The following is an 18,569-nucleotide window of genomic DNA, read 5'->3' as shown; positions in this document are numbered from 1 at the left end:
GACCGGAAAAAAGGATCGGTTTAACGGGCATCCTGCCCTCCCTCGCTGAGCGCATCGATGCGCGGCATGGTGATGAAGACGACAAAGTCGGTGCGGCTTATGTGATTGGTGCCGTAGAAAGGCGTGCTCGAATCCGGGCGGAACGTTCTGAGGCGCATCCGCATGAGCTTGATCGGCGCCAGCGGGCGCGCGTAGAACCGGGGACGTGGAGCGGCTTTGCGGGAATGCCTCATGCAGAAGCCTCCCCGCCGAACAGGGGCAGCGCTTCGCCGGATACTCCCGGCTTGGTGGGTTCCGCTAGTTTCAGATCTTGAGCACGGAAATAACGTTTCGCTGCGCCTGGCGGTATCCAGCGAAGGATAGGTTCACCACGACGCTTGTCAGTCCGCCATATCACCCAACAATATGCCGTCGCAGAACTGGCATCCGGGTCCCATCTGTCGCGCACAATGGGAACGCGCTCGGCAAACACTCCAACCATTGCAGGTGGACGCGGCAGGAAAAGCTCGCGGGTGCGATCGAGGGTTTCAAGCCACCGCAGTTGAACAAACACCGCAATGCCTTGGCGTGGCTCGTGCTCAAAAGCCCTTTCCACGAACCGCTGAGGGAAATCACCGTATGGTGGATTGGTGATTATCCAGTCGAATGAACCTGCCGGATGCTGGGTACGCGGATCGATGTGCAGGAAGTCCCACGCAGAACCGTGATAGCTACCCATCCCGCGGTCGAACAGGTCCGAAGCGAACACCGTCGAAAAATACTCTGAAAGCGGGAGTGACATATGCCCCGCACCGCAGGCTGGCTCCCAAACGGATAGCGGGTTTTGACCTGCCTTCAATTCCAGGAGCTCTTCACAAAGTGCACGTGTCGCCCATGGCGGTGTAGGGTAAAAGTCCGGTGCGTTCTTGGCATCGATCCGCGTTGCCATGTGCGCGTTGTTCGAGGATGAAACCATTGCCTGTCCTCAGTGCTGCAAGAACGCGATGCGTTTCGTTGAGGTCCAGCACAGCGCACAGGTGCCGCAGGATTCCGTCTGGCCGGTCTGCGCTGGGCATATCGTGCTGTCCGCCGGTGCCTGGAGCGGGTGCTCGATCGACACGGTTGCGATGTCCACTTCAGGACAGTTGGAGAAACGGATTGCAAAGCGCGGCCAGTGTTCGGCCACGGTCCGGGCAATCTCGGCGCAGATCTGGCAACCCTTGTCGATGCGCGCAGTGAACCCGAACACATGCAGGTTCGGATGCTCTTCCAACATCTGACGCCAGAGCTGGACGTATTCGACGGAATAGAAGTCACCGACAACGTGGAGGCGGATCAACACGCCATCCGGATGCGCCCTCATGAGCATGGCCACTTCCAGGGGAAGCCAACGTTCCAACTCGGGCCCATGCTTGAAGCGTTTCGCCAGATGCATGTTGTTGCCGTAGCAGGAGCGCCAATGACGGCAGGAAACCGGACAGGTCGCCCTCTCTTCCAGCGTCAACGTGTAGATGGGCATTCCCTTGAGAGCGCCCTTCTGAACCTCACCGGAAATCTTGCGGCTGTTCTTGCCGTGGATAAGGCACCTTGGATGTTCTGCCGGGCTCACCACCGTTGTCGGATAAATGGTCCGCCGATCCGTCAGAGCGGGGTGAGCCAACGGCAGCATCGACGCAGGCTTCTCCGCGACGATCTTTGTCTCGTGCCGCTGCACGGACTTACGTGACTTGCGCCCCGCGCGCTGGGCCGGTTTGATGGCTCCGGCTTTGGTGAGGTGATTGCGCACCGTCGTAAGGGAGCAGCCCAAATCGCTGGCGATCTCGTCGAGCGTCTTGCCTGAACGGCGCATGTCACAGATTTGCTCTGTGCTGTAGCGTTGCGGCCGCCCGAGGTGAACTTCTGGATAGTCGCGCTGCAACGGCACGACGTTGGCGGAGAGGTCTGGAAGGATACGGCTCATTTTGCCTTCCTCCCCGCGATGCGCTGGGCGATCTTGCGGCTCTTCTGAATGCCCCAAGCAATGCAGAAGATACCAAGCGTCACGCAGACAGCACCGACGATGGCTGCGGCAACCTGCCAGTTGCTTCCAGCCGTGCAGACTTCGACCAGGCGGTCGGACTTTTGCAAAATCGACATCATGGTGGCCTCAATCAAAGAGGTTGCAGCGGATCGGTTCGCGGTCCGCTGTGTGGTGGATTTCGGGGGTTTGCTGATTGCCGGCGAGTTCCATCACCAGCTTCTTCTGGATGGCCTCGGCGAAGCCGTCCTGACTGCGCACCGGTATCGCGAACGAACCCGGGCCGCCGATCACGCAGTCCTCGTAGTAGTGGTCGAGGTTCAGCATGGCTTGCCACGTGTTCTTGTTGGACTTCATCATCAGCGGCAGCCCGTTGATGATGAGCCCGCCCGACACCATCCGGTCCCGCATTTCAGTCACGGAGCCGCCCTGATTGTTCGGGCCATCGCCAGAGATATCGACGACTGAACGCAAGCCCTCGTACCGGTTGCTCTTGATGAGGAACGCGGCCTTTTGCATTGCGCTGGCGATCGACGTCCGCTGGACCTGTCGCAATGGCGCGTTTGCGATTTGCTGGGCAAAGTGAGAAGCGGAGGCCTTGTCTTGGATCACAGTCCAATCGGCGACGATGAAATGCTCGTCGACACCACCCCATTCCATGTAGGTGATAGCGACCCGACCAATGGGCCCGACGTGAACCGCGTCGATGAATGCCTGCGATGTCAGAGCAGCGACGTAACCGGCGCGCTGAACCTCTTGCTCTTCAGTGTCCATGGACTGGCTGATATCGACGGCAAGGACGAGCTCTACATCCACCTCGTTTGCAGGGTCATAGGACGCGGAGGTCAACAGCAGCGCGGAAAGCAGGAGCTGTTTCATACCGAGCCCCCTTCGGAGAAATCAAACCCGGCAGGAATCCCAGACATTGGGGGCGGAACGGGTTCCTGCCGGGTAACACCGGGGTCGACCACAAACCCCGGCTTCTTTTTGCTGGCGTCGAAAATTTCGAGCCACCAGCGAATGAGCGTTGCCTCATAGTCGGATGACCAGGTCGGCGACGGCTTCTTGTTTTTCAGTTGGTGTTCAATCCACCACAGCTGACGGTCCGGCTCTGCAAGGTACTGCAGCATCCGGAATGCATCGGCGAGCCTGAGGCTTGTGGAAGGGGCGCAGAGGGCATTCCCTACGGGAGGGGTGTCATGCGGCCAGACAAATGAAGCCGGTTCCAAGGTATCGAAGGCTGCAAGAACCTCATCGACGGTCCAACAGGTTGCAATGATCATCACAGCACCTCACCGAACCAGATTGTGAAAGCAGGTGTCAGCGGAGTGCCGTTCCAAACACGCATCCATTGCGGAGCTCGTGGAGAAAGCATTCAGTCCGGTGGCGCCGATCAGGACGACAGCCAGGACAAGGCCGAAAGGCAGCAGGTGGTTCATAGGTAGATCCCCAATCTCTTCGGGCTCCAACTATATCCACTATTTCGGTTACTGCAATAAAATATCCACTATCGTGTTCACATGCGGTGCGCACGAAACTGAACTCCCATCCGCCAAAGAGAACGGATTGGGCCTAATAATCAGCGTTTTAAGGGGAATTTGAAGAACGAATCTGCATGCGCAAATGCAATAAAAAATGCACGCATTTTGTGTTCAAAAATGTATTTGCTGTAAGCGTTGAAAACGCCGATCGCGCTTCACACTCGCCAATAATCGCAATAATGGTATGTTCCTAGAGTTGAACTCCGGGAGCATTTTCATTGTCCATTTTCAACGTATCCGAGTTTTCGCTGATGCGTGCTGTTCACGAGCTGGTCACCAAGGTCGAGGCGATCGACAATTTAGAGGTGCGCTTTTCAAGGAGCGTTGCAGAACTCAAGCAATGCGCCATTCAGTCAGGGAAAAAGAACATTGTAGGTGAGCACTTCGCCCAGGAGCTGAACACGCTCCCACCGAGCCAGGTGCTCTGGATCGGTGTCTTCGACAGCGAAGACAACTGCATTGCAACCTGCGCTTCCAAGTTTGAAGATTTTCGCGGCTGGTCGCTACAGCAACAGATCATCGCCTACTTTGAGCGCGTCTTCCGCACAGCGGACAATAAGCCGGTCCAGCTCGAGCATAGCGCAGCTGAGTATGCGGGAGTGGTATGTGGCAAGACTGTCTATATCGGCGAAGGCCACGTCAAACCGGAATACCGGTCACACAACATCCTCGGCTTGATACAGCGTGCGCTGATCCTTCAAGCGCACTTCCATTGGCGCCCGGACCTTGTCTATGGGTTCATGCGCCCAGACAAGATCCGGAAACGATATCACCTAAACTGGGGGTATACGTTGGCACTACCAGCCTTGCTGCACTGGAGAACCCCGCCGGCCGACGCATCGCTGCATAATCTCTACTTTGTTGCTGTCGGTCCTGAGGGGATTGCTCGCCTCGCTGCGGATCCACTGCTGGCTGGATGGAGCCGACCTTCCGGGAATAGCAAGCAAGGAACACCGCTCCCTGCCCCGTCATCAGAGGCACAATGAGCCGCTGATACTTGAGGTCGACCAACTCCCCGGACCAATGCCGGATCCTGGACGACACCAGGTCGAACACTGGCGCAAAGCACCGGGTGGCCACCTCGTAGCCGCGGCCGACCATTTCCCGATAGTCGTCATCAAAGGTCTGGCGTGCGTTCTGCGCGCTGTCTGCCCAGCCGTCCTGCAGCAACGTATTTGCCAGGGCGTCATTGCCGGTTAGCAGCAAGTCGGGGACATCCCCGGCTTTCGCGTTTCCTTTGAACAGAACTGTGTGCGGTGACAGGCTGACAAACTCATCCGTCACGGCACCATTGCTTGCCTTCCAGATTTCCAGCATCCGACGCGCGGTATCATCTGAAAAGCCCTTTTCGATGTCCTCGACATCGAGCGAATAGACGAATTGCTTGGTCATTGTTTTAACTGGATGGATTCGAGGGCCCACGCGACAAACGGGTCGAACTGTTCGAAGAACTGATCAATCTGGGTACCCGTCAGCATTTCGGGGTGTCTGTGCCCGAACAGCTTCTCGCAAACCTCTGGTGCAAATCTATAAACGTCAGCATTTTCGGCGGCTTGCAGTGTCTCACGAAGTTTTTCTTCCTGCGAAAGACGTTCTACTCCCGCGTACAATTCGCGAAATCTGCTGGTATCAACTTCCTGCTTCACTCTGGAGCCCCCCGGTTGCTGGAACCGATCACCGGAACCAACGAAAGGTGGATTTTGGGAAAGCGACCGTCACACGAGCGTGAATCGTCACACCGGCGTGAAACGAGGTTTCAGTCGTCGTCGACGTCGTCGAGGGAGGACCGCTTTTCGGCGAGCTTCTCCGCATAGATCACATTGACCATTTTCGCGAAGGAAAGGCGTGGACCGACGCCACGCAGAAGCTCCCACTCGATATCCCGAGCTTCGCGATAGGCTTCCATGAAGAGCTCTTCCTCACCGACACCCACGCCATCGTTCATTGAGCTTGCAAGTTCTGAAATGGTGGCCGGCGAACTCTGACCGGAATGCTCTCCCAGCAACAGCCAGGCGAGATCTACACCGAATTTTTCTGCATACGTTTGAGCAACGTCTTCCCTGAAATCACGACTGCCGTTCTCGTGCGTCGTGTAGGTACTGATGCTGACCTCAAGAGCCTTGGCCGCTTGTGCCGCTGAACGGTACCCAGCGTCAATTCTCGCCTTTTTCAACCGTTCACATTTGCTTCGAGGTGGTGGTGCAGATTTGCTCATTTCCACGTTTTCTGGTTGCAATTGTTCACAAGAATGTACCATGGCGCTAGATTCTCTCTTTAATGGTATTGACGGAGATAAACACGTAACGTAAGTATTTTACAGATGCAAATACAAATTGTGCTTATCAGAGAGCCTAGACAAGACAACTAAAGCACCACGAGGCGCAAATGGGAACGCTGCGGAACGACAGGACGAAAGAAAATAGAAGCTCCCAGCATTCTGCGGACGGAGCCACACTGGAAGAAGCGCGCATTTTCTACGATGCAATGAGAGAATTGACGCCGGAAGGACGCAAGCGCGCCCTTGCCATGGCACAGAGGCAATTACTGGTTCAGCGCTGAGAGAGAGCGGACCAATTTCAAAAAGTCTTTTCGGCCATCTTCGGACAAGCTGCTGAAAATCTTCAGCATTTCTTCGCTTTCATCGTCCATTTCGACGCCGTACAAAAGCCATAAAACAGAGATTTTCAACTCGTCGCATAGCGAGACGAGATTGGAAAGTGACGGCTGCTTGTCCTCACGCAATAGCGTGTTGATGTAGCCAGGCGCCCTACCGATGGCCAAGGAAACATTGCGCGCACTGCGGTCGCTTTGTTCCAATGCCGCCTCGAGGCGATTTCTCCAAGAGTTATCCACCATGGGGGATAATATACATACACCTAAAAGTTTTGTCACATCCCTTTTAGCGGTTGTTGACGTATCCACTATATCGGATATACGATGTCGCCGTTATGAGACATCGACGCCTCCTCAAACAGATCGATAAATTTATCGAGGAAACCGGAATGGGCCCGTCCTATTTCGGTCGCCTTGCTGGTGCTGGCACGGAGCTTATCCCTCGCCTGCGCGCCGGCAAGGACATTCACACGGCGACTGAGCTGAAAATCAAAAAGTTCATGCGGTACTACCGCCGCCATGGTGAAGCCCCGCCATGGGCGCGCAACAAGATGCGTGCCCGGGCAGCAAAGGCGCGTGCCGCCAGACCCACACCAACGGAAGCCGGAGGTGAAGGCGATGCGGCAGCAGCGGAATGACGACGATATTCAGCTACATGACGTCACCTATCATGCAGTGACCCGATACGTGCAGCGTGTCGCTGGTCATGAGCTTGATGAAAGCGGTTCTCCGATGGAGTGCGCGGAGCGTCATGCTGCAGCAATTGGAATGTCGATCGACGATATCAGGCGCATCATTCTTTGCCCTGAAGTTCGCGCGGCGATCTCCCTTGGCGTGTCCAGGGTGAAGACGGCTGAGTTCGCTGCGCGGGTTACCAAGGACGGGCTCGTCGTAACCGTGCTCCCGCCCAATCAGAAGCCTTGCCGCCGAAAACTCAAAATCCCATCGCGCAATGAAAGCAGAAAGCAAATCCTAGCCTACCAGCGCAAGAAAAAGCGCTCACCAAAGCGCAAAGGGCGTGCCTGATGCCAGTTGTGACGCGCAAGCGGACCAGTGAGTTCGCTATCATCCCGAACGAGGTCGCCGAGGACAACAACCTGTCTTTCGATGCGCGCGGCCTGCTTTGCTATCTGCTCGCCAAACCGGACAACTGGAAGGTCCAGGTCCAGAACATCCAGAAGGCCGGAAATATCGGCCGAGACAAGTCCTATCGACTGCTCAATGAGCTGATCAACGCAGGCTATGTTGAAAAGCAAATCTCAAGGGATCAGCTGGGACGGATCTGCGACACAGATTATATCGTGTACGACTGTGCCGTACCCGCCAGATTACCTATTCCTGAAAATCCGGAAGTGGACATACCACTTACTGAAAATCCGGAAACGGATGATCCACTTCCTGAAAACACCACTTCCGGCTTATCCGTATCCGGTTCAGCCGGATCCGGAAAACAAGGACGTATAAATAAGAAAGAAGGGATAATAAAAACCCAATCCCCCTTACCCCCAGACGACGAGCTCGAAAACCAGTTCGAGGCCATCAAAGGCCAATGGCCGAAAAAGCATTTGCCACGGGACATCGAGGCGGCACGGAGAGCATTCCAGAAGCTCAACACCGTGGACCGGCAGAAGGCTCTTGAGCACTTCAAACATTTTCTGGCCCTGAAACACTCCACCCACAAGCCACCCCTCATGATCCAGTATTTCCGGGAAAAGGGATGGGTGACGTTCGTCGAAGATCCACCCGTCGTCGAAGACGGTTACTTCCTGATCAAACCCTATCGTCCCGAGTGGTCGGACTGGCTCCAGCACATCGAGGACACCAAAGGGCCCGCAGATGCGGAACGGACAAGGCGCAAAGGTGTCCTGCTCGCAAAGCGGCGCTGGCCTGAGCCATCTCCCCCCACCCGTCAACTCGAGCTCGCTGTTTCCAACGGCTGAAAGGCAAAACGATGTCTGAGCAGACCCGCGCTACCGTCCAGATCAACGACGGCAAGCCACTCTCCCTGGAGGCAGTGGAGAAATTCATGAAGAAGTCCCACAGAAAGCAGGACACCAACACGATGGAAATGTACTCGGCCAAGGAAGCCGGCGGCGATGTCGCTGCCGACCAGCTCCGTTCCATCGTCGAACGCATCGAGCGCCTGGAGGAGGAGAAGAAAGTCCTCTCCGACGACATCAAGGACGTTTACGCCGAGGCTAAGGGCAACGGATTCGACGTCAAGATCCTCCGGAAGGTGATTTCCCTTCGCAAAAAACAGCCGCATGAGCGTGAAGAGGAAGAGGCAGTTCTCGACCTGTACCTGCACGCTTTGGGCATGACAGGAGGCGTTTAAGCCATGTCTAGCGAGTGGGAAGAGCTCCAGCCGCCTGCGAAGCACTACGGGGGCGCCGAAAAGCCCCCGGTGCGTTTCAGCCTCACGAAGGCAAACGGAACCCAGTTTCGTGGTCGCATCCTGATCATGCAGGATCTCATCGACCAGCTCGGTGATGACGTGAAACGTGTGACTGTGCGTCTCGGTACCGGCGAACTGACGCACCAGCTTCGCATCGATGCGAACCCAGATGGCAAATTTGAACTCAGCAATGCCGGCGGTGCAGGCAGGAAGAAGAGCCAGACCGGCGTGAAGCGCGTTGTTCTGCCCTTCATCGAGAAGTGGCCGCGTATCAAAATCGAGGTGCGCGAGGTGAAATGGGCAATTCGAGCAATCGCCGGGAAGAACGTCTTGATCATCGACCTCCCCGTCGAGATTTGGAGCCCGCAAGATCGGGCCCGGGCTGAACGGAGGGCTCTGGCGTGACAAAACGTGACATCATTGATGCTCTCCAAAAAGATCAGCTGAATGCCCTCATGCCCTGTGAATGCCTGTCACCGGACGTGATGTGGATGCAGGACATGCACGGCAATGAGCACAAGATTTGCAGGAAATGCGACAGTCCGATCCGTGATAATTTCGGGAAGAACATGAGCACAGACCCCGCTTACCAAAGGCAGATGAACGAGGAAGCGAAACAGCGCCTTGATGCAGTCGGACCTGGTGTGTTCTGCAAATGCGAGCAGCCCCTGTACGAAGACTTCGGTCGACAGTGCAAACGATGCGGTTGTCGAATCCGTGGTGAGCGGACTGATGCGAGCGCTATCCCGGTGAACATCGTCGACCCGGTGATGTTGCAGATGTCGCTTGAAATATCCGTGCGCAACGCTGTCTCGAAGCACGTACAGGACGTGGCCGACAAAGCCTGCGCAGACCTCAGAAAGCGCATCTGCGCGCAGGCCGACGCCTTCGCTCTCAGCATCCTCCAGCAGTACGATGTCAGAAGCAAAGACGATCGCGTCGTCATCACCGTCAACAAAGCGGCAGAGCCGAAGGGGGCGAAGTCATGAGGTTTCACGGCACACAAGAGCAGCTGCTCAACGCATTGCATGAAACGACAGCACGTTACCCTGGGCAGATCGGCGTGATAGCTGAAGCAGCCGCGGAGACAATCCTGCGTTATCAACAGGAGCGCGACAAGAAGCGCGTTTGGGACATCAAAGCCGTGCTTATCGCAGAGGCGCTAAGCCGACTGAACGAGCTCGGTAACCTGCAATTCGCTGTCGATATCCCAGCGGGCACAGCCTATGGGGCTGAGCAAATACCTGCCCACATTAGGGAACAGGTTCACAACTTGCTCCCATGGATCAAGAGCTTCGAGGCAACGCGGGGTGCTGTCTGCGTCTTCTACGAGAGCGATAATGGCATTCCCCTGTTTTACATCCTGAGCGTCTATGCTCAGTCCGACGTGCAGGTGGAGACTGAATAATGCTGTCCCGCCGCCAGTTTCTTCAAGGAACAGCGATTGCTGCGGTGTCGGCGGCTGTTCCTTCTGCGCCCGCAGGACCCGTCTACGTGACTGGTTTCGATGTAGCCAGAACAGGTGGCGACATGACTGGTATCGCAGTCGTACGCCTGTATCCGTATCAGGTGGAAATGCTACGATGGATTGAGCGCACCGAGGACAACCACCTCATGATCAACAAGCGGCAAAGGTCGAAAGCGCAGATTCCTCATTCGAGGTGGGTGACGCTGAGAGACACGAGCAACAGGCAGTGGGAGCTGCTATGGTCGGAAATCACTGCCTGCCTACAACGCCCTGATAAGCCGGACGGGCTCGAGTCCTTTCTCGAGGAAATGGGAATGACGGACCGCTGATGGCAAAGCTTACCGGCAAGAAGCGCCTTTTCGCACATGAATACCTGGTCGACCTGAACGGCACGCAAGCCGCGATCCGCGCTGGCTATGCACCAACCCGGGCCCGCCAAACCGCGAGCGAGCTGCTTGACCCAAAGAAGAACCCGGAAGTCGTCGCATTGATAGCTCAGCTTCAGGAACAACGTCTCAGCCTGGTCGACCTGTCCGCCGAATCCGTTCTGCGTGATCTCAACGAGTATCTGAAGGCCGACCTGAAACAGGTCTACGACGAACGGAATTGCATCAAGCCTATCCATGAGTGGCCGACGTTCTTCTCGAGGCTCGGGGTTCTCAGCGTGGAATCCAAAGAGCTGTTCGAAACGATCGACAAAAAGAAGGAACTGGTTGGCTATATCACGAAGGTGAAATGGGAGACGCGCGCGAAAATCCTCGAGCTCGTCGGCAAGCACGTCAACGTGAACGCTTTCCGCGATGCAGATAAGGATGACGTCGCCGCCCCGCTCATCGAGTTGTATACTCAATTGACCGGCCGATCGTTCAAGCCGGTTGAAGAAGCACCGGGCTTGGCGAAGATCATTCCGCCCGGTATTGCTCAAAAGAAAACAGCCGCGCCCATGGCGATACGGCCGAAAGAAGACTGACCCAACCACTTGAGCGCAGGACGTGCTCTCCGATGGCCTTGCGGCCAGGAGAACTCGTGCCGTGCATCCGCCTATCAGCCAGCTGAAAGATGCGATACAGCTGCTTGAAGCGCTGAAGGACCCGCAGTGGCGGCTGCGCAACCTCTATTACATCAAAGACAAAAACGGCAAGACGGTCCTCTTCGAGCCTAACGAGGTGCAGGAGGAGTTTCTCGAGAAACTGTGGTTCCGGAATGTCGTGCCGAAAGCACGCCAGCGCGGGTTCTCGACGCTGGTCCAGCTGCTCATGCTCGACACATGCCTGTTCGTCCCCGACACCGAAGCCGCCATCATTGCGCAGGACAAGGACACCGCGAAGAAGATCCGCGACCTGAAGATCAAATTCGCATGGGACAAGCTGCCGGCAGTAGTGCGAGCCATGGTGCCGTTGACCACCGACAACGTCACCGAGCTGAAATGGGCAAACGGATCTCGCATGACGGTGTCGTCGTCAGTCCGTGGTGGCACGATCAGTTTCCTGCATGTCTCGGAATACGGAATCGTCTGCCTGAAAGACCCGCTCAAGGCGCAGGAAATTCAGGAGGGTTCGTTTCCAGCGGTACCGGAGACAGGCATTGCCGTCATCGAGAGCACGGTGGAAAGCCCGTATGGCCTGTTCTCGGACATGGTTCGGTTTGCTCGGTCACAGTCTGAACAGGGTTCAAAGCTCACACGCCTCGATTACAAGCTGCACTTCGCGTCCTGGTGGGACAGCAAGGAATACAGCATCGATCCAGAAGGCATTCCCATATCCCCGCAGGACAACGCCTATTTCGAGCGGGTCGAAGCGGCGATCAAACGGGAAATCTCACCCGGGCACCGCGCCTGGTACGTCAAAATGCGTGACGGAACGTTCGGCGGTGAGAATGAAAAGATGTGGCGGCAGTACCTGACCGGTGAGTTCAACACTGGCCTGGACAACATCGCGATTACGGCACAGCGAACCCAGTTCAAAGCACGGCCGCGCACCAAAGCCAGCTACTTCTGATCGTTGCTTGCAGAGGCCGTCGCAGCTATAGTGCGGTCAAATCTCAACGAAGCGCAGGACGTGCTTGACCCGTAAGGGGAAAGCCGCCCAATGCCAGCTTCGACCTACTCCGGAAACGCGCTTCTCAATCTGCTCCTGCGCGGTGTCGCATTCTCGGCGCCGGCGCGGGTCTACCTGTCTCTGCACACTGCCGATCCCGGACTGACAGGCGCGAACGAGGTATCGACCGGCGACTGGCCGGCATATGCCCGACAGGATCCCGCGCAAGGTGCCGCCGTTGGCACTGGTTTCGGTGCGGCTGCCGCCAAAGCTACCGACAACGCCAAGGAAATCCTCTTTCCTGCGCACAACGGCGGATCGAACATCACCGTCACCCATTTCGGTATCTGGGATGCTTCGACCGCCGGCAACCTGCTTTGGTATGGCGCGCTGACCGCATCGAAAACCCTGTTCCCGACCGATGAAGCTGTTTGGAAGATCGGCGAGCTCGATCTGTCGGTGACCTGACCATGTTCTCCCGTGGCGCTCTCAACGGATCTGAATTGAACGCTCAGCCGGTCAACGGCGGCAGCATCGTGCTTGATGTTGCAGCCGCTGATGCGATTGTGCTTGCGCATTCGGCCCCGCTGGTTCGCAAAGCATTTGCCAGTGCCACCGACCAGATCAGCCTCGGTTCTTCTGCCACGCTTGTGCGGCGGGCGCTTCCGGCCGCCGCCGCTGCGATTGTGTTCAACCACGACGCCACACTGGTGCGGCGAGCCCTGGCGGAAGCGACGTCCTCGATCGAGCTCAATGGCTCCGGTACGCTCTTCTGGCGTTTCAGGCAAGCCGCGCCGCACTCACGGACTGCCGCGCTCCATGCGGATCGCCGTTCAACTCAGATCCCAGATGAACGCCGCCGCGTCGACGTGCCAGCACAGCCGGACGCAGACATATCCTCTGACCGCAGGAGCGTGGCGTGAGCAGAGCCATTTTCGAAAAAGACCCCGACGAGCGGCTGGACTTCGATTTCGACTTCTACCGCTGGCTACCCGATGGAGACAGCCTTGTCTCAGCCGTCGCGACGATCGGTACCGGCCTCACTGCCGTCGCCGATCAAACCGACGTCTCGAGCACGGCCGTGAAGGTCTGGGTCAGCGGCGGTACCGCCGGCGAAAGCAGCACCCTCACCGTTCGGGCCACCACCGATCAAGGCCGCATCAAAGAACACTGCGCCAAGCTGAAAATAAGGAACTGCTGATATGGGCGTGAAGCTTAGCAACAACGCGACAAGCACCCTGGCATCCAGCATCACCAACGTCGCGACCTCCTTGTCGGTTCAGTCTGGTGACGCCGCACTGTTCCCTTCCTTGTCGACGGATGAATGGTTCCCGATCACGGTCATCGATTCCAGCGGCAACATAGAAGTCATGCGTGTTACCGCCCGGACAGGGGCGGTGCTAACTGTCACGCGCGGACAGGAAGGTACGACAGCACAAGCGTTCAATGCAGGTTCTCGTGTCGATTTGCGCCTCACTGCTGGCGGCGCGCTCAGCATTCCGGAAGCTGCCGTAACCGATGCAACTGCCAAAACAGTGCCAGCAGACGCTGATTTGATCGGTTTTGTCGACAGCGCTGCAAACTTTGTTATGAAGAAGGTGACATGGCAGACGCTAAAAAATGCGGTTTTGACAGATGCAATTGCAAATGCTGCGAGCAAAGCTACTCCCGTAGACGCAGATCTGTTCGGACTGCTCGACAGCGCTGCAAGCAACGCGCTGAAAAAAATGACGTGGGCCGCGCTTAAGGAAACACTCGAGGAAAGTTTTTATCCAAAGTCGACGACTGTCTCTGGTCCACGCAACAAGATCATCAACCCGGGCGGTGTCTACATTACGCGCGGCAGCATCGCAATACCTGCGGCCTCGTCTGCCTATGTCTTTGACAGATTTCTGGTAACAAACGGCACCAACCAAACCGTGACTGTGTCTCAAGTGCAGCTCGGGTTGAACGCTGCATTTGCGGCCGGTGGCGAGCGGTTCGTAATGCGCTATGCCTTCAGTTCCGCACCGACTTCTGGAACGCTCAGGATTGAACAGCGCATTGAAGATGTGACTTCCATCAAGGCGGGTGACTGGACCCTTACAGCCTGGATGTCTGGCCCAAGCGGGTCTGAAACCTTGACCGGAGAAGCCGTTCAACATTTTGGCACCGGAGGTTCTCCATCAAGCGATGTGACGACTGCGATGACGTTTGCCGGTGACAGCCCGACAACGATATATGATGCGTCGACCAACCGTCGTTGCTGGGGGGTTACCATTCCCTCGATGAGTGCAAAGGTTCTTGGAACCGACAACAATGACTATTTGGCTGCTGCCATGGTTCTCACGCCTCGGCAAAGCGGAAACTATGACATCACTTGGGTTTCGTTTGTTCAAGGCGATGCATCAAACGAATACGATCCGAACGGGAATTACGACAAGAACTCTGACTTTCCAAGAAATCAAAGGTTTGCGCGTCTCGCCGGCGGCGGGTGTGGTGGAGCTTTTGTATCTGCAAACGCATTCCAACTTGGTATTCCGGCTACAGGAATGAGAGCTGTACCAACACCGTCACTTACGACAACTTCGCCTGTCGTTTATCAAATCTCTACTGCGACAAGAACAGGTAGCGGTTCAACAATAAGTGTAAATAATAATCTGGCAGTAAATAACGTCTCCATTACAATTAACGGGTTTAGTTCAGCGACTGCCGCAACGCCTGGACTACTTCGGGATGATGTAATTCTCCTAAGCGCGGAGCTTTGAAAATGACTGTGTCCTATTACAATCAATATTCGGATCCGGACAACCAGTCATTCAAGGTGTACCACGACAACGGAGACATCGAAGGACCGTACGCTGCTGTTCCCGGCAACCCCGATTTCACTCACTTCGTGCGCCAGAACAACGGCAAACCGGCAGAAGCTGATCAACCGATCATTCCGTTTGTCGCGCCTCCGAAGGAAGGCAGCGACGTGAATGATGAACGCGACCGTCGTATTCTTGCCGGTACCGTCATCACCGTGACAGGTTACGGCAACATCCCGGTGACGGGAACGAAGGACGACAAGGACGTTTTTCTTGCCCGCCGCATGATCGCGGCTGAAGTCGCAGCAAATGGCGTCACCACGCCGGTATTTGTTTTCCGCGATAGGGAGAACGCCATCCACAACCTGACTCCATCACAAATGGTCGAGTTGGCGGACAAGGGTTTCTCGTGGATCGAAGCGATGATGGTGCGGTCCTGGGAAATGAAGGATGGTACCGGGGCTTACGCCTATGTCGATGAGGAAAACGCCGGCGGTATCCCTGACGATCTCGACAATGACAGCCATTGGCCGACACCGGCGTAGGCAGGGCTAAAAGGTGAAATATGGGCGCCATCAAACTCACTGCCTTCACTGGTGAACAGCCACTTATTCAACCGCGCCTCCTGCCTGACACGGCAGCACAGAGCGCGGTTGACGTGCGACTGAATGATGGCGCCCTGACTGCAATGCGCTCGCCCGTGCAAACGGCAAACGCCGGAGCGGTAGACCACAAGACGATCATCAAGTTCGATGGCGACTGGCTATCCTTCGCGAACGAAGTACATGCAGCGCCTGGCCCGGTAGCGGATGACCGGCTTTATTATACAGGCGATGGCGCCCCCAAAATGCGTGTCGACGACACCGTTTATCCGCTCGCTCTTGCACCACCGTCCACCGCACTTTCCACGGCAACGTCGGGAAGTGGTACAGGGGCCGTGCAAACCCGGATCTACGTCTATACGTGGGTCACTGACTTTGGCGAGGAATCGGAACCGTCTCCGGCGAGCGGAGAAGTTGACTGGCAGTCCGGTATCACCGTGACCTTGAGCGGGTTCGAAGCGACACCGACCGGCCGAAACATTACGAAGCAGCGCATTTACCGTTCCCAGACCGGTGACGTTGGTACCTACTTCTATTTTGTAGCTGAACGCGCAGCTTCGACCAGCGACTTCGCCGACAACGTCGCCATTGATGGGTTCAATGAGCCGCTTCCATCCGCAAACTGGAATGCGCCTCCTGATGGCCTGTCCGGCCTCACCACTCTGCCCAACGGCATCATGGCGGCATTCGTCGGACGTGACCTCTATTTCAGTGAACCGTGGCGGCCGCATGCCTGGCCGGAAAAGTACGTTCTGACGACTGACTATCCGATCGTTGCCCTCGGCGCGGTCGGTAGTGTCCTGATCGTCATGACGTCCGGATTGCCGTATGTGGTGCAGGGTTCACATCCCTCATCGATGCGCATGGACAAGATCGAGCAGAACCTGCCCTGCATCAACTCCAGGGCCGTCGTCGACCTCGGTTATGCCATTGCCTATCCGTCGAGCGATGGGCTTGTTGTGATCGCCGGCGATGGCCAAGCGCGTTTGGTAACGGTCAATCTGTTCGATCGAGACAGCTGGCAAGCGCTTTCGCCACAAACCGCGATCGCGGGGCAGATGTTCGGCCGCTATGTCATGTTCTACGACACGACGGACAGCCAGAACAAAATCGTTGCCGGCGCGATCTTCATCGAGGTCAGCGGAACGCCGTTCCTTCTCCGGTCCAGTGCCCGGGCGACGGCGGTCTGGTACGATCTGGAAACCAGCAAGCTCTATTACCTCGGTTACGGTACCGACGACATTCTCGAGCTTGACCCGCCGACAGGTGCGCGTGCGATTTATTACTGGCGATCGAAAGAGTTTGCGATGCAGGCGCCAACGAACTTTGGCGTCATCCAGGTCGATGCGGCAAACGCATTGTCGCCGGCAGAGGTCGCCATGATCGATGCGGAGATCGCAGCTGTTCAGGCAGCGAACGAAGCCCTCATCGCTGCGGGCTCGCTCAACGGCGAAATCAACTCGCACGAAATGAACGCCTATGCGCTTGGAGGCGATATTCTCGCACCTCTGCCAAAGCAGGCCACCGGTATAGAGGTATCGGTGTTCGCCGATGGCAACGTGGTGAAGACTGTGAACGTCGCGAACAAGCCGGTTCGGCTGCCCTCAGGGTTCAAGGCGCGGAAATGGGAAGTTTCTGCCCAGGGGCGATCGAGCATTGAGCAGATTGTCATCGCCCACACGATGGCGGATCTGATGCAGGTGGTAGGATGAACGATCTTGAGTTGAGACGCCTTACCGAGAATGTTGAGCGACTGGCCGGTGAACTCCCGAAGAACCAGGAGGAAGCCGCCGTCCTGATCAAGGATCTCGCGGCTATCTTCCAGCTGAACGAGAAGCTGCAGTCGGCAGCAGCTGCCGGCAGCACGCCGACCAAGGCGGAGTTTGATGCTCTTGTCGACGACGTCGCGATGATCCACCGGCGGCTCTACGCTATGATGCTTGCATTGCAGGCCCGGGTTATCTGACGATCAGAACCAACCACCGGTCCTGAAGGGCCCGGGCTCAAGTAGATGGATGAAATACACCATCGTCACAAGCACCCCCACAACCCCACTCGCTGCTACGAAAAGACCAAGAACGACCAATTCCCGCAGTTGCCTGATACGCTCTTCTGCCTGCTCGCGGCGGCGATCCAAGTAGGCTTTCTCAGCGCGCCACCTACGCTCAACGAAGTCACTGTCCAACGATTTCCCGTGAACGGCAGCGCCGTTGTAATAGGGCTCAGGGCAGGCCGGGGGGAGCGGACACATCCTACCCATTGGCTTGGGCCCGTTCGTCCAGCATGCGCGAAACCTCCGGACCAACCACGCTCCAATCGACAACCGGCCGATTGAACCTCGCGGAAGTGATCAGTGGGCAACCGAAGGCGGCATCGTCGATATAGACCTGCCCGTAGGCTTTCGGGCTCTGCGTCCAGGCAACCTGATCCGGATTGCGGTTAATGCCATAGAGCTGGATCCCGTTCCGCTCCAGGTAGAACTGCGCATCGTCGAGGTGGAAGCCGTCGCGCATGGTGAACAGGATCAGTTTGCCGCCTTTGCTCATCCACTCTTTCATGAACTCGAGCGCATAAGGCACAGGCTCGCCAATTTCCGGGTACTTGTGATCGACGATCGTGCCGTCGAAGTCGATGCAGATATGCATTCCCGTCTCCATAGCTGATACAAGTATCCACTATAGTGACCATTTTTGATTGTATCCATCCCTCTTTGCGGTTACCGTTCAAAGATCAGCATCCTCCTCCCAGCTGATGAAAGGCCCCGGCAGGCATCCTCCTCCCAGCTTGACCGGGGCCGCCACCCTCAGGAGCCGGTCCAATGGGAAACACCGTCAACCTCTTCGCCTACTATCAGATACGCAATTCAAACGCCTCCCATATGGACGCGATGGCAGACAGCGTGATGGTGCAATACCCAGCCACCCACATAGGGCGCGGCATCGACCTGATAACAGGTGAGCGCGATATTCAGTGGCGGGTCTTTTCCACTTATGCGGACCAAGCGAAGAAGGATCTGGAGGCTGCAGGATTCCGCGTGTCGGTATCCTCTCACGTAAGCCCGGAAGCGTTCGAGCGATCCGGCATCGAGCAGCCTTCCGACCAAGTCGCAGAGGACGAACAGTAAGACCG

The 18,569-nt window shown here is 56.7% G+C and carries 29 protein-coding genes; 19 read left to right on the top strand and 10 right to left on the bottom strand.

The window, feature by feature from the left end:
* Positions 1 to 20 precede the first annotated feature (20 nt).
* From J7447_RS07890 to J7447_RS07865, 6 genes are read right to left on the bottom strand one after another with little or no spacing between them, the layout of a single operon-like run.
* The gene (locus J7447_RS07890) at positions 21 to 233 is read right to left on the bottom strand and encodes a hypothetical protein (protein WP_209169255.1); all 213 of its coding nucleotides are present in this window, start codon (positions 231 to 233) and stop codon (positions 21 to 23) included.
* Positions 230 to 955 carry an SAM-dependent DNA methyltransferase gene (locus J7447_RS07885; RefSeq protein ID WP_209169254.1) on the bottom strand — a complete coding sequence of 242 codons (726 nt, stop codon included), beginning with the start codon at positions 953 to 955 and terminating at the stop codon, positions 230 to 232. The genes J7447_RS07890 and J7447_RS07885 overlap by 4 nt, the downstream gene beginning before the upstream one ends.
* A gap of 9 nt (positions 956 to 964) precedes the next feature.
* Complete coding sequence (locus J7447_RS07880; RefSeq protein ID WP_209169253.1) at positions 965 to 1,939, bottom strand: hypothetical protein; 975 nt, start codon at positions 1,937 to 1,939, stop codon at positions 965 to 967.
* Positions 1,936 to 2,118 carry a hypothetical protein gene (locus J7447_RS07875; RefSeq protein ID WP_209169252.1) on the bottom strand — a complete coding sequence of 61 codons (183 nt, stop codon included), beginning with the start codon at positions 2,116 to 2,118 and terminating at the stop codon, positions 1,936 to 1,938. The genes J7447_RS07880 and J7447_RS07875 overlap by 4 nt, the downstream gene beginning before the upstream one ends.
* A gap of 7 nt (positions 2,119 to 2,125) precedes the next feature.
* Positions 2,126 to 2,875 carry a DUF1194 domain-containing protein gene (locus tag J7447_RS07870; protein WP_209169251.1) on the bottom strand — a complete coding sequence of 250 codons (750 nt, stop codon included), beginning with the start codon at positions 2,873 to 2,875 and terminating at the stop codon, positions 2,126 to 2,128.
* Positions 2,872 to 3,279 carry a hypothetical protein gene (locus tag J7447_RS07865; protein ID WP_209169250.1) on the bottom strand — a complete coding sequence of 136 codons (408 nt, stop codon included), beginning with the start codon at positions 3,277 to 3,279 and terminating at the stop codon, positions 2,872 to 2,874. The genes J7447_RS07870 and J7447_RS07865 overlap by 4 nt, the downstream gene beginning before the upstream one ends.
* A 476-nt stretch (positions 3,280 to 3,755) precedes the next feature.
* On the opposite strand from J7447_RS07865, the gene J7447_RS07860 reads away from it, so the two are divergent.
* Positions 3,756 to 4,523 (top strand): hypothetical protein, encoded by a 768-nt coding sequence (locus J7447_RS07860; RefSeq protein WP_209169249.1) that lies wholly within the window; start codon positions 3,756 to 3,758, stop codon positions 4,521 to 4,523.
* Between the two features lie 402 nt (positions 4,524 to 4,925).
* Here the strand turns inward: J7447_RS07860 and J7447_RS07855 are convergent, their stop codons facing one another.
* The 3 genes from J7447_RS07855 to J7447_RS07845 all read right to left on the bottom strand — a co-directional run bounded on the left by J7447_RS07855 (position 4,926) and on the right by J7447_RS07845 (position 6,354).
* A complete protein-coding gene (locus tag J7447_RS07855) occupies positions 4,926 to 5,183 on the bottom strand; it encodes a hypothetical protein (protein ID WP_209169248.1) in 258 nt (85 codons plus the stop codon).
* Positions 5,184 to 5,293: 110 nt separating this feature from the next.
* Entirely contained in the window at positions 5,294 to 5,752 is a 459-nt protein-coding gene (locus J7447_RS07850) for a helix-turn-helix transcriptional regulator (RefSeq protein WP_209169247.1), read from the bottom strand.
* Between the two features lie 326 nt (positions 5,753 to 6,078).
* Positions 6,079 to 6,354, bottom strand: a complete 276-nt coding sequence (locus tag J7447_RS07845) for a hypothetical protein (protein ID WP_209169246.1) — start codon at positions 6,352 to 6,354, stop codon at positions 6,079 to 6,081.
* Between the two features lie 185 nt (positions 6,355 to 6,539).
* Here J7447_RS07845 and J7447_RS07840 point away from each other — a divergent pair, with 185 nt between their 5' ends.
* From J7447_RS07840 to J7447_RS07760, 17 genes are all read left to right on the top strand, one after another.
* Entirely contained in the window at positions 6,540 to 6,788 is a 249-nt protein-coding gene (locus J7447_RS07840; RefSeq protein ID WP_209169245.1) for a hypothetical protein, read from the top strand.
* A complete protein-coding gene (locus J7447_RS07835; RefSeq protein WP_209169244.1) occupies positions 6,769 to 7,176 on the top strand; it encodes a hypothetical protein in 408 nt (135 codons plus the stop codon). Before J7447_RS07840 ends, J7447_RS07835 begins: the two co-directional genes overlap by 20 nt.
* On the top strand, positions 7,176 to 8,090 hold the full coding sequence (locus tag J7447_RS07830) for a helix-turn-helix domain-containing protein (RefSeq protein ID WP_209169243.1): 915 nt from the start codon (positions 7,176 to 7,178) through the stop codon (positions 8,088 to 8,090). Before J7447_RS07835 ends, J7447_RS07830 begins: the two co-directional genes overlap by 1 nt.
* Before the next feature lie 128 nt (positions 8,091 to 8,218).
* Positions 8,219 to 8,485: a DUF2312 domain-containing protein gene (locus J7447_RS07825; RefSeq protein WP_209169391.1), complete on the top strand. Its 267-nt coding sequence runs from the start codon at positions 8,219 to 8,221 to the stop codon at positions 8,483 to 8,485.
* A 3-nt stretch (positions 8,486 to 8,488) separates the two neighbouring features.
* Entirely contained in the window at positions 8,489 to 8,950 is a 462-nt protein-coding gene (locus tag J7447_RS07820) for a hypothetical protein (protein WP_209169242.1), read from the top strand.
* Positions 8,947 to 9,534 carry a hypothetical protein gene (locus J7447_RS07815; protein ID WP_209169241.1) on the top strand — a complete coding sequence of 196 codons (588 nt, stop codon included), beginning with the start codon at positions 8,947 to 8,949 and terminating at the stop codon, positions 9,532 to 9,534. Before J7447_RS07820 ends, J7447_RS07815 begins: the two co-directional genes overlap by 4 nt.
* Positions 9,531 to 9,953: a hypothetical protein gene (locus J7447_RS07810; protein ID WP_209169240.1), complete on the top strand. Its 423-nt coding sequence runs from the start codon at positions 9,531 to 9,533 to the stop codon at positions 9,951 to 9,953. Before J7447_RS07815 ends, J7447_RS07810 begins: the two co-directional genes overlap by 4 nt.
* Entirely contained in the window at positions 9,953 to 10,342 is a 390-nt protein-coding gene (locus tag J7447_RS07805) for a twin-arginine translocation signal domain-containing protein (protein ID WP_209169239.1), read from the top strand. The genes J7447_RS07810 and J7447_RS07805 overlap by 1 nt, the downstream gene beginning before the upstream one ends.
* Positions 10,342 to 10,983 carry a terminase small subunit gene (locus tag J7447_RS07800; RefSeq protein ID WP_209169238.1) on the top strand — a complete coding sequence of 214 codons (642 nt, stop codon included), beginning with the start codon at positions 10,342 to 10,344 and terminating at the stop codon, positions 10,981 to 10,983. The genes J7447_RS07805 and J7447_RS07800 overlap by 1 nt, the downstream gene beginning before the upstream one ends.
* A gap of 61 nt (positions 10,984 to 11,044) precedes the next feature.
* Positions 11,045 to 12,010, top strand: a complete 966-nt coding sequence (locus J7447_RS07795) for a hypothetical protein (RefSeq protein ID WP_209169237.1) — start codon at positions 11,045 to 11,047, stop codon at positions 12,008 to 12,010.
* 90 nt (positions 12,011 to 12,100) lie between these two features.
* A complete protein-coding gene (locus tag J7447_RS07790) occupies positions 12,101 to 12,517 on the top strand; it encodes a hypothetical protein (RefSeq protein WP_209169236.1) in 417 nt (138 codons plus the stop codon).
* A gap of 2 nt (positions 12,518 to 12,519) precedes the next feature.
* Positions 12,520 to 12,972 (top strand): hypothetical protein, encoded by a 453-nt coding sequence (locus J7447_RS07785; protein ID WP_209169235.1) that lies wholly within the window; start codon positions 12,520 to 12,522, stop codon positions 12,970 to 12,972.
* Positions 12,969 to 13,250: a hypothetical protein gene (locus J7447_RS07780; protein WP_209169234.1), complete on the top strand. Its 282-nt coding sequence runs from the start codon at positions 12,969 to 12,971 to the stop codon at positions 13,248 to 13,250. The genes J7447_RS07785 and J7447_RS07780 overlap by 4 nt, the downstream gene beginning before the upstream one ends.
* Before the next feature lies 1 nt (position 13,251).
* Positions 13,252 to 14,796, top strand: a complete 1,545-nt coding sequence (locus J7447_RS07775) for a hypothetical protein (RefSeq protein ID WP_209169400.1) — start codon at positions 13,252 to 13,254, stop codon at positions 14,794 to 14,796.
* Positions 14,797 to 14,798: 2 nt separating this feature from the next.
* The gene (locus J7447_RS07770; protein WP_209169233.1) at positions 14,799 to 15,383 is read left to right on the top strand and encodes a hypothetical protein; all 585 of its coding nucleotides are present in this window, start codon (positions 14,799 to 14,801) and stop codon (positions 15,381 to 15,383) included.
* A gap of 20 nt (positions 15,384 to 15,403) precedes the next feature.
* Positions 15,404 to 17,152: a hypothetical protein gene (locus J7447_RS07765; RefSeq protein WP_209169232.1), complete on the top strand. Its 1,749-nt coding sequence runs from the start codon at positions 15,404 to 15,406 to the stop codon at positions 17,150 to 17,152.
* Complete coding sequence (locus tag J7447_RS07760) at positions 17,149 to 17,406, top strand: hypothetical protein (RefSeq protein ID WP_209169231.1); 258 nt, start codon at positions 17,149 to 17,151, stop codon at positions 17,404 to 17,406. The genes J7447_RS07765 and J7447_RS07760 overlap by 4 nt, the downstream gene beginning before the upstream one ends.
* 286 nt (positions 17,407 to 17,692) lie before the next feature.
* On the opposite strand, the gene J7447_RS07755 is transcribed toward J7447_RS07760, so the two are convergent.
* Positions 17,693 to 18,085: a hypothetical protein gene (locus J7447_RS07755; protein ID WP_209169230.1), complete on the bottom strand. Its 393-nt coding sequence runs from the start codon at positions 18,083 to 18,085 to the stop codon at positions 17,693 to 17,695.
* Positions 18,086 to 18,258: 173 nt separating this feature from the next.
* On the opposite strand from J7447_RS07755, the gene J7447_RS07750 reads away from it, so the two are divergent.
* Positions 18,259 to 18,564, top strand: a complete 306-nt coding sequence (locus J7447_RS07750; protein ID WP_209169229.1) for a hypothetical protein — start codon at positions 18,259 to 18,261, stop codon at positions 18,562 to 18,564.
* The last annotated feature ends 5 nt before the right edge of the window (positions 18,565 to 18,569 follow it).

Source organism: Labrenzia sp. R5_0 (assembly GCF_017743835.1).
Taxonomy (GTDB): Bacteria; Pseudomonadota; Alphaproteobacteria; order Rhizobiales; family Stappiaceae; genus Roseibium; species Roseibium algicola.
This window is presented reverse-complemented; position numbering and strand designations above follow the sequence as displayed.

Bases quoted from the DNA above. Each gene is read 5' to 3' on its own strand.
- J7447_RS07840 (WP_209169245.1), top strand. From the start codon at position 6,540: ATGGGCCCGTCCTATTTCGGTCGCCTTGCTGGTGCTGGCACGGAGCTT.
- J7447_RS07850 (WP_209169247.1), bottom strand. From the start codon at position 5,752: ATGAGCAAATCTGCACCACCACCTCGAAGCAAATGTGAACGGTTGAAA.
- J7447_RS07885 (WP_209169254.1), bottom strand. From the start codon at position 955: ATGGTTTCATCCTCGAACAACGCGCACATGGCAACGCGGATCGATGCC.
- J7447_RS07805 (WP_209169239.1), top strand. From the start codon at position 9,953: ATGCTGTCCCGCCGCCAGTTTCTTCAAGGAACAGCGATTGCTGCGGTG.
- J7447_RS07830 (WP_209169243.1), top strand. From the start codon at position 7,176: ATGCCAGTTGTGACGCGCAAGCGGACCAGTGAGTTCGCTATCATCCCG.
- J7447_RS07760 (WP_209169231.1), top strand. From the start codon at position 17,149: ATGAACGATCTTGAGTTGAGACGCCTTACCGAGAATGTTGAGCGACTG.
- J7447_RS07755 (WP_209169230.1), bottom strand. From the start codon at position 18,085: ATGCATATCTGCATCGACTTCGACGGCACGATCGTCGATCACAAGTAC.
- J7447_RS07825 (WP_209169391.1), top strand. From the start codon at position 8,219: ATGTACTCGGCCAAGGAAGCCGGCGGCGATGTCGCTGCCGACCAGCTC.
- J7447_RS07835 (WP_209169244.1), top strand. From the start codon at position 6,769: ATGCGGCAGCAGCGGAATGACGACGATATTCAGCTACATGACGTCACC.
- J7447_RS07880 (WP_209169253.1), bottom strand. From the start codon at position 1,939: ATGAGCCGTATCCTTCCAGACCTCTCCGCCAACGTCGTGCCGTTGCAG.
- J7447_RS07875 (WP_209169252.1), bottom strand. From the start codon at position 2,118: ATGATGTCGATTTTGCAAAAGTCCGACCGCCTGGTCGAAGTCTGCACG.
- J7447_RS07890 (WP_209169255.1), bottom strand. From the start codon at position 233: ATGAGGCATTCCCGCAAAGCCGCTCCACGTCCCCGGTTCTACGCGCGC.
- J7447_RS07800 (WP_209169238.1), top strand. From the start codon at position 10,342: ATGGCAAAGCTTACCGGCAAGAAGCGCCTTTTCGCACATGAATACCTG.
- J7447_RS07765 (WP_209169232.1), top strand. From the start codon at position 15,404: ATGGGCGCCATCAAACTCACTGCCTTCACTGGTGAACAGCCACTTATT.
- J7447_RS07770 (WP_209169233.1), top strand. From the start codon at position 14,799: ATGACTGTGTCCTATTACAATCAATATTCGGATCCGGACAACCAGTCA.
- J7447_RS07820 (WP_209169242.1), top strand. From the start codon at position 8,489: ATGTCTAGCGAGTGGGAAGAGCTCCAGCCGCCTGCGAAGCACTACGGG.
- J7447_RS07785 (WP_209169235.1), top strand. From the start codon at position 12,520: ATGTTCTCCCGTGGCGCTCTCAACGGATCTGAATTGAACGCTCAGCCG.
- J7447_RS07810 (WP_209169240.1), top strand. From the start codon at position 9,531: ATGAGGTTTCACGGCACACAAGAGCAGCTGCTCAACGCATTGCATGAA.
- J7447_RS07750 (WP_209169229.1), top strand. From the start codon at position 18,259: ATGGGAAACACCGTCAACCTCTTCGCCTACTATCAGATACGCAATTCA.
- J7447_RS07775 (WP_209169400.1), top strand. From the start codon at position 13,252: ATGGGCGTGAAGCTTAGCAACAACGCGACAAGCACCCTGGCATCCAGC.
- J7447_RS07870 (WP_209169251.1), bottom strand. From the start codon at position 2,875: ATGAAACAGCTCCTGCTTTCCGCGCTGCTGTTGACCTCCGCGTCCTAT.
- J7447_RS07865 (WP_209169250.1), bottom strand. From the start codon at position 3,279: ATGATCATTGCAACCTGTTGGACCGTCGATGAGGTTCTTGCAGCCTTC.
- J7447_RS07790 (WP_209169236.1), top strand. From the start codon at position 12,101: ATGCCAGCTTCGACCTACTCCGGAAACGCGCTTCTCAATCTGCTCCTG.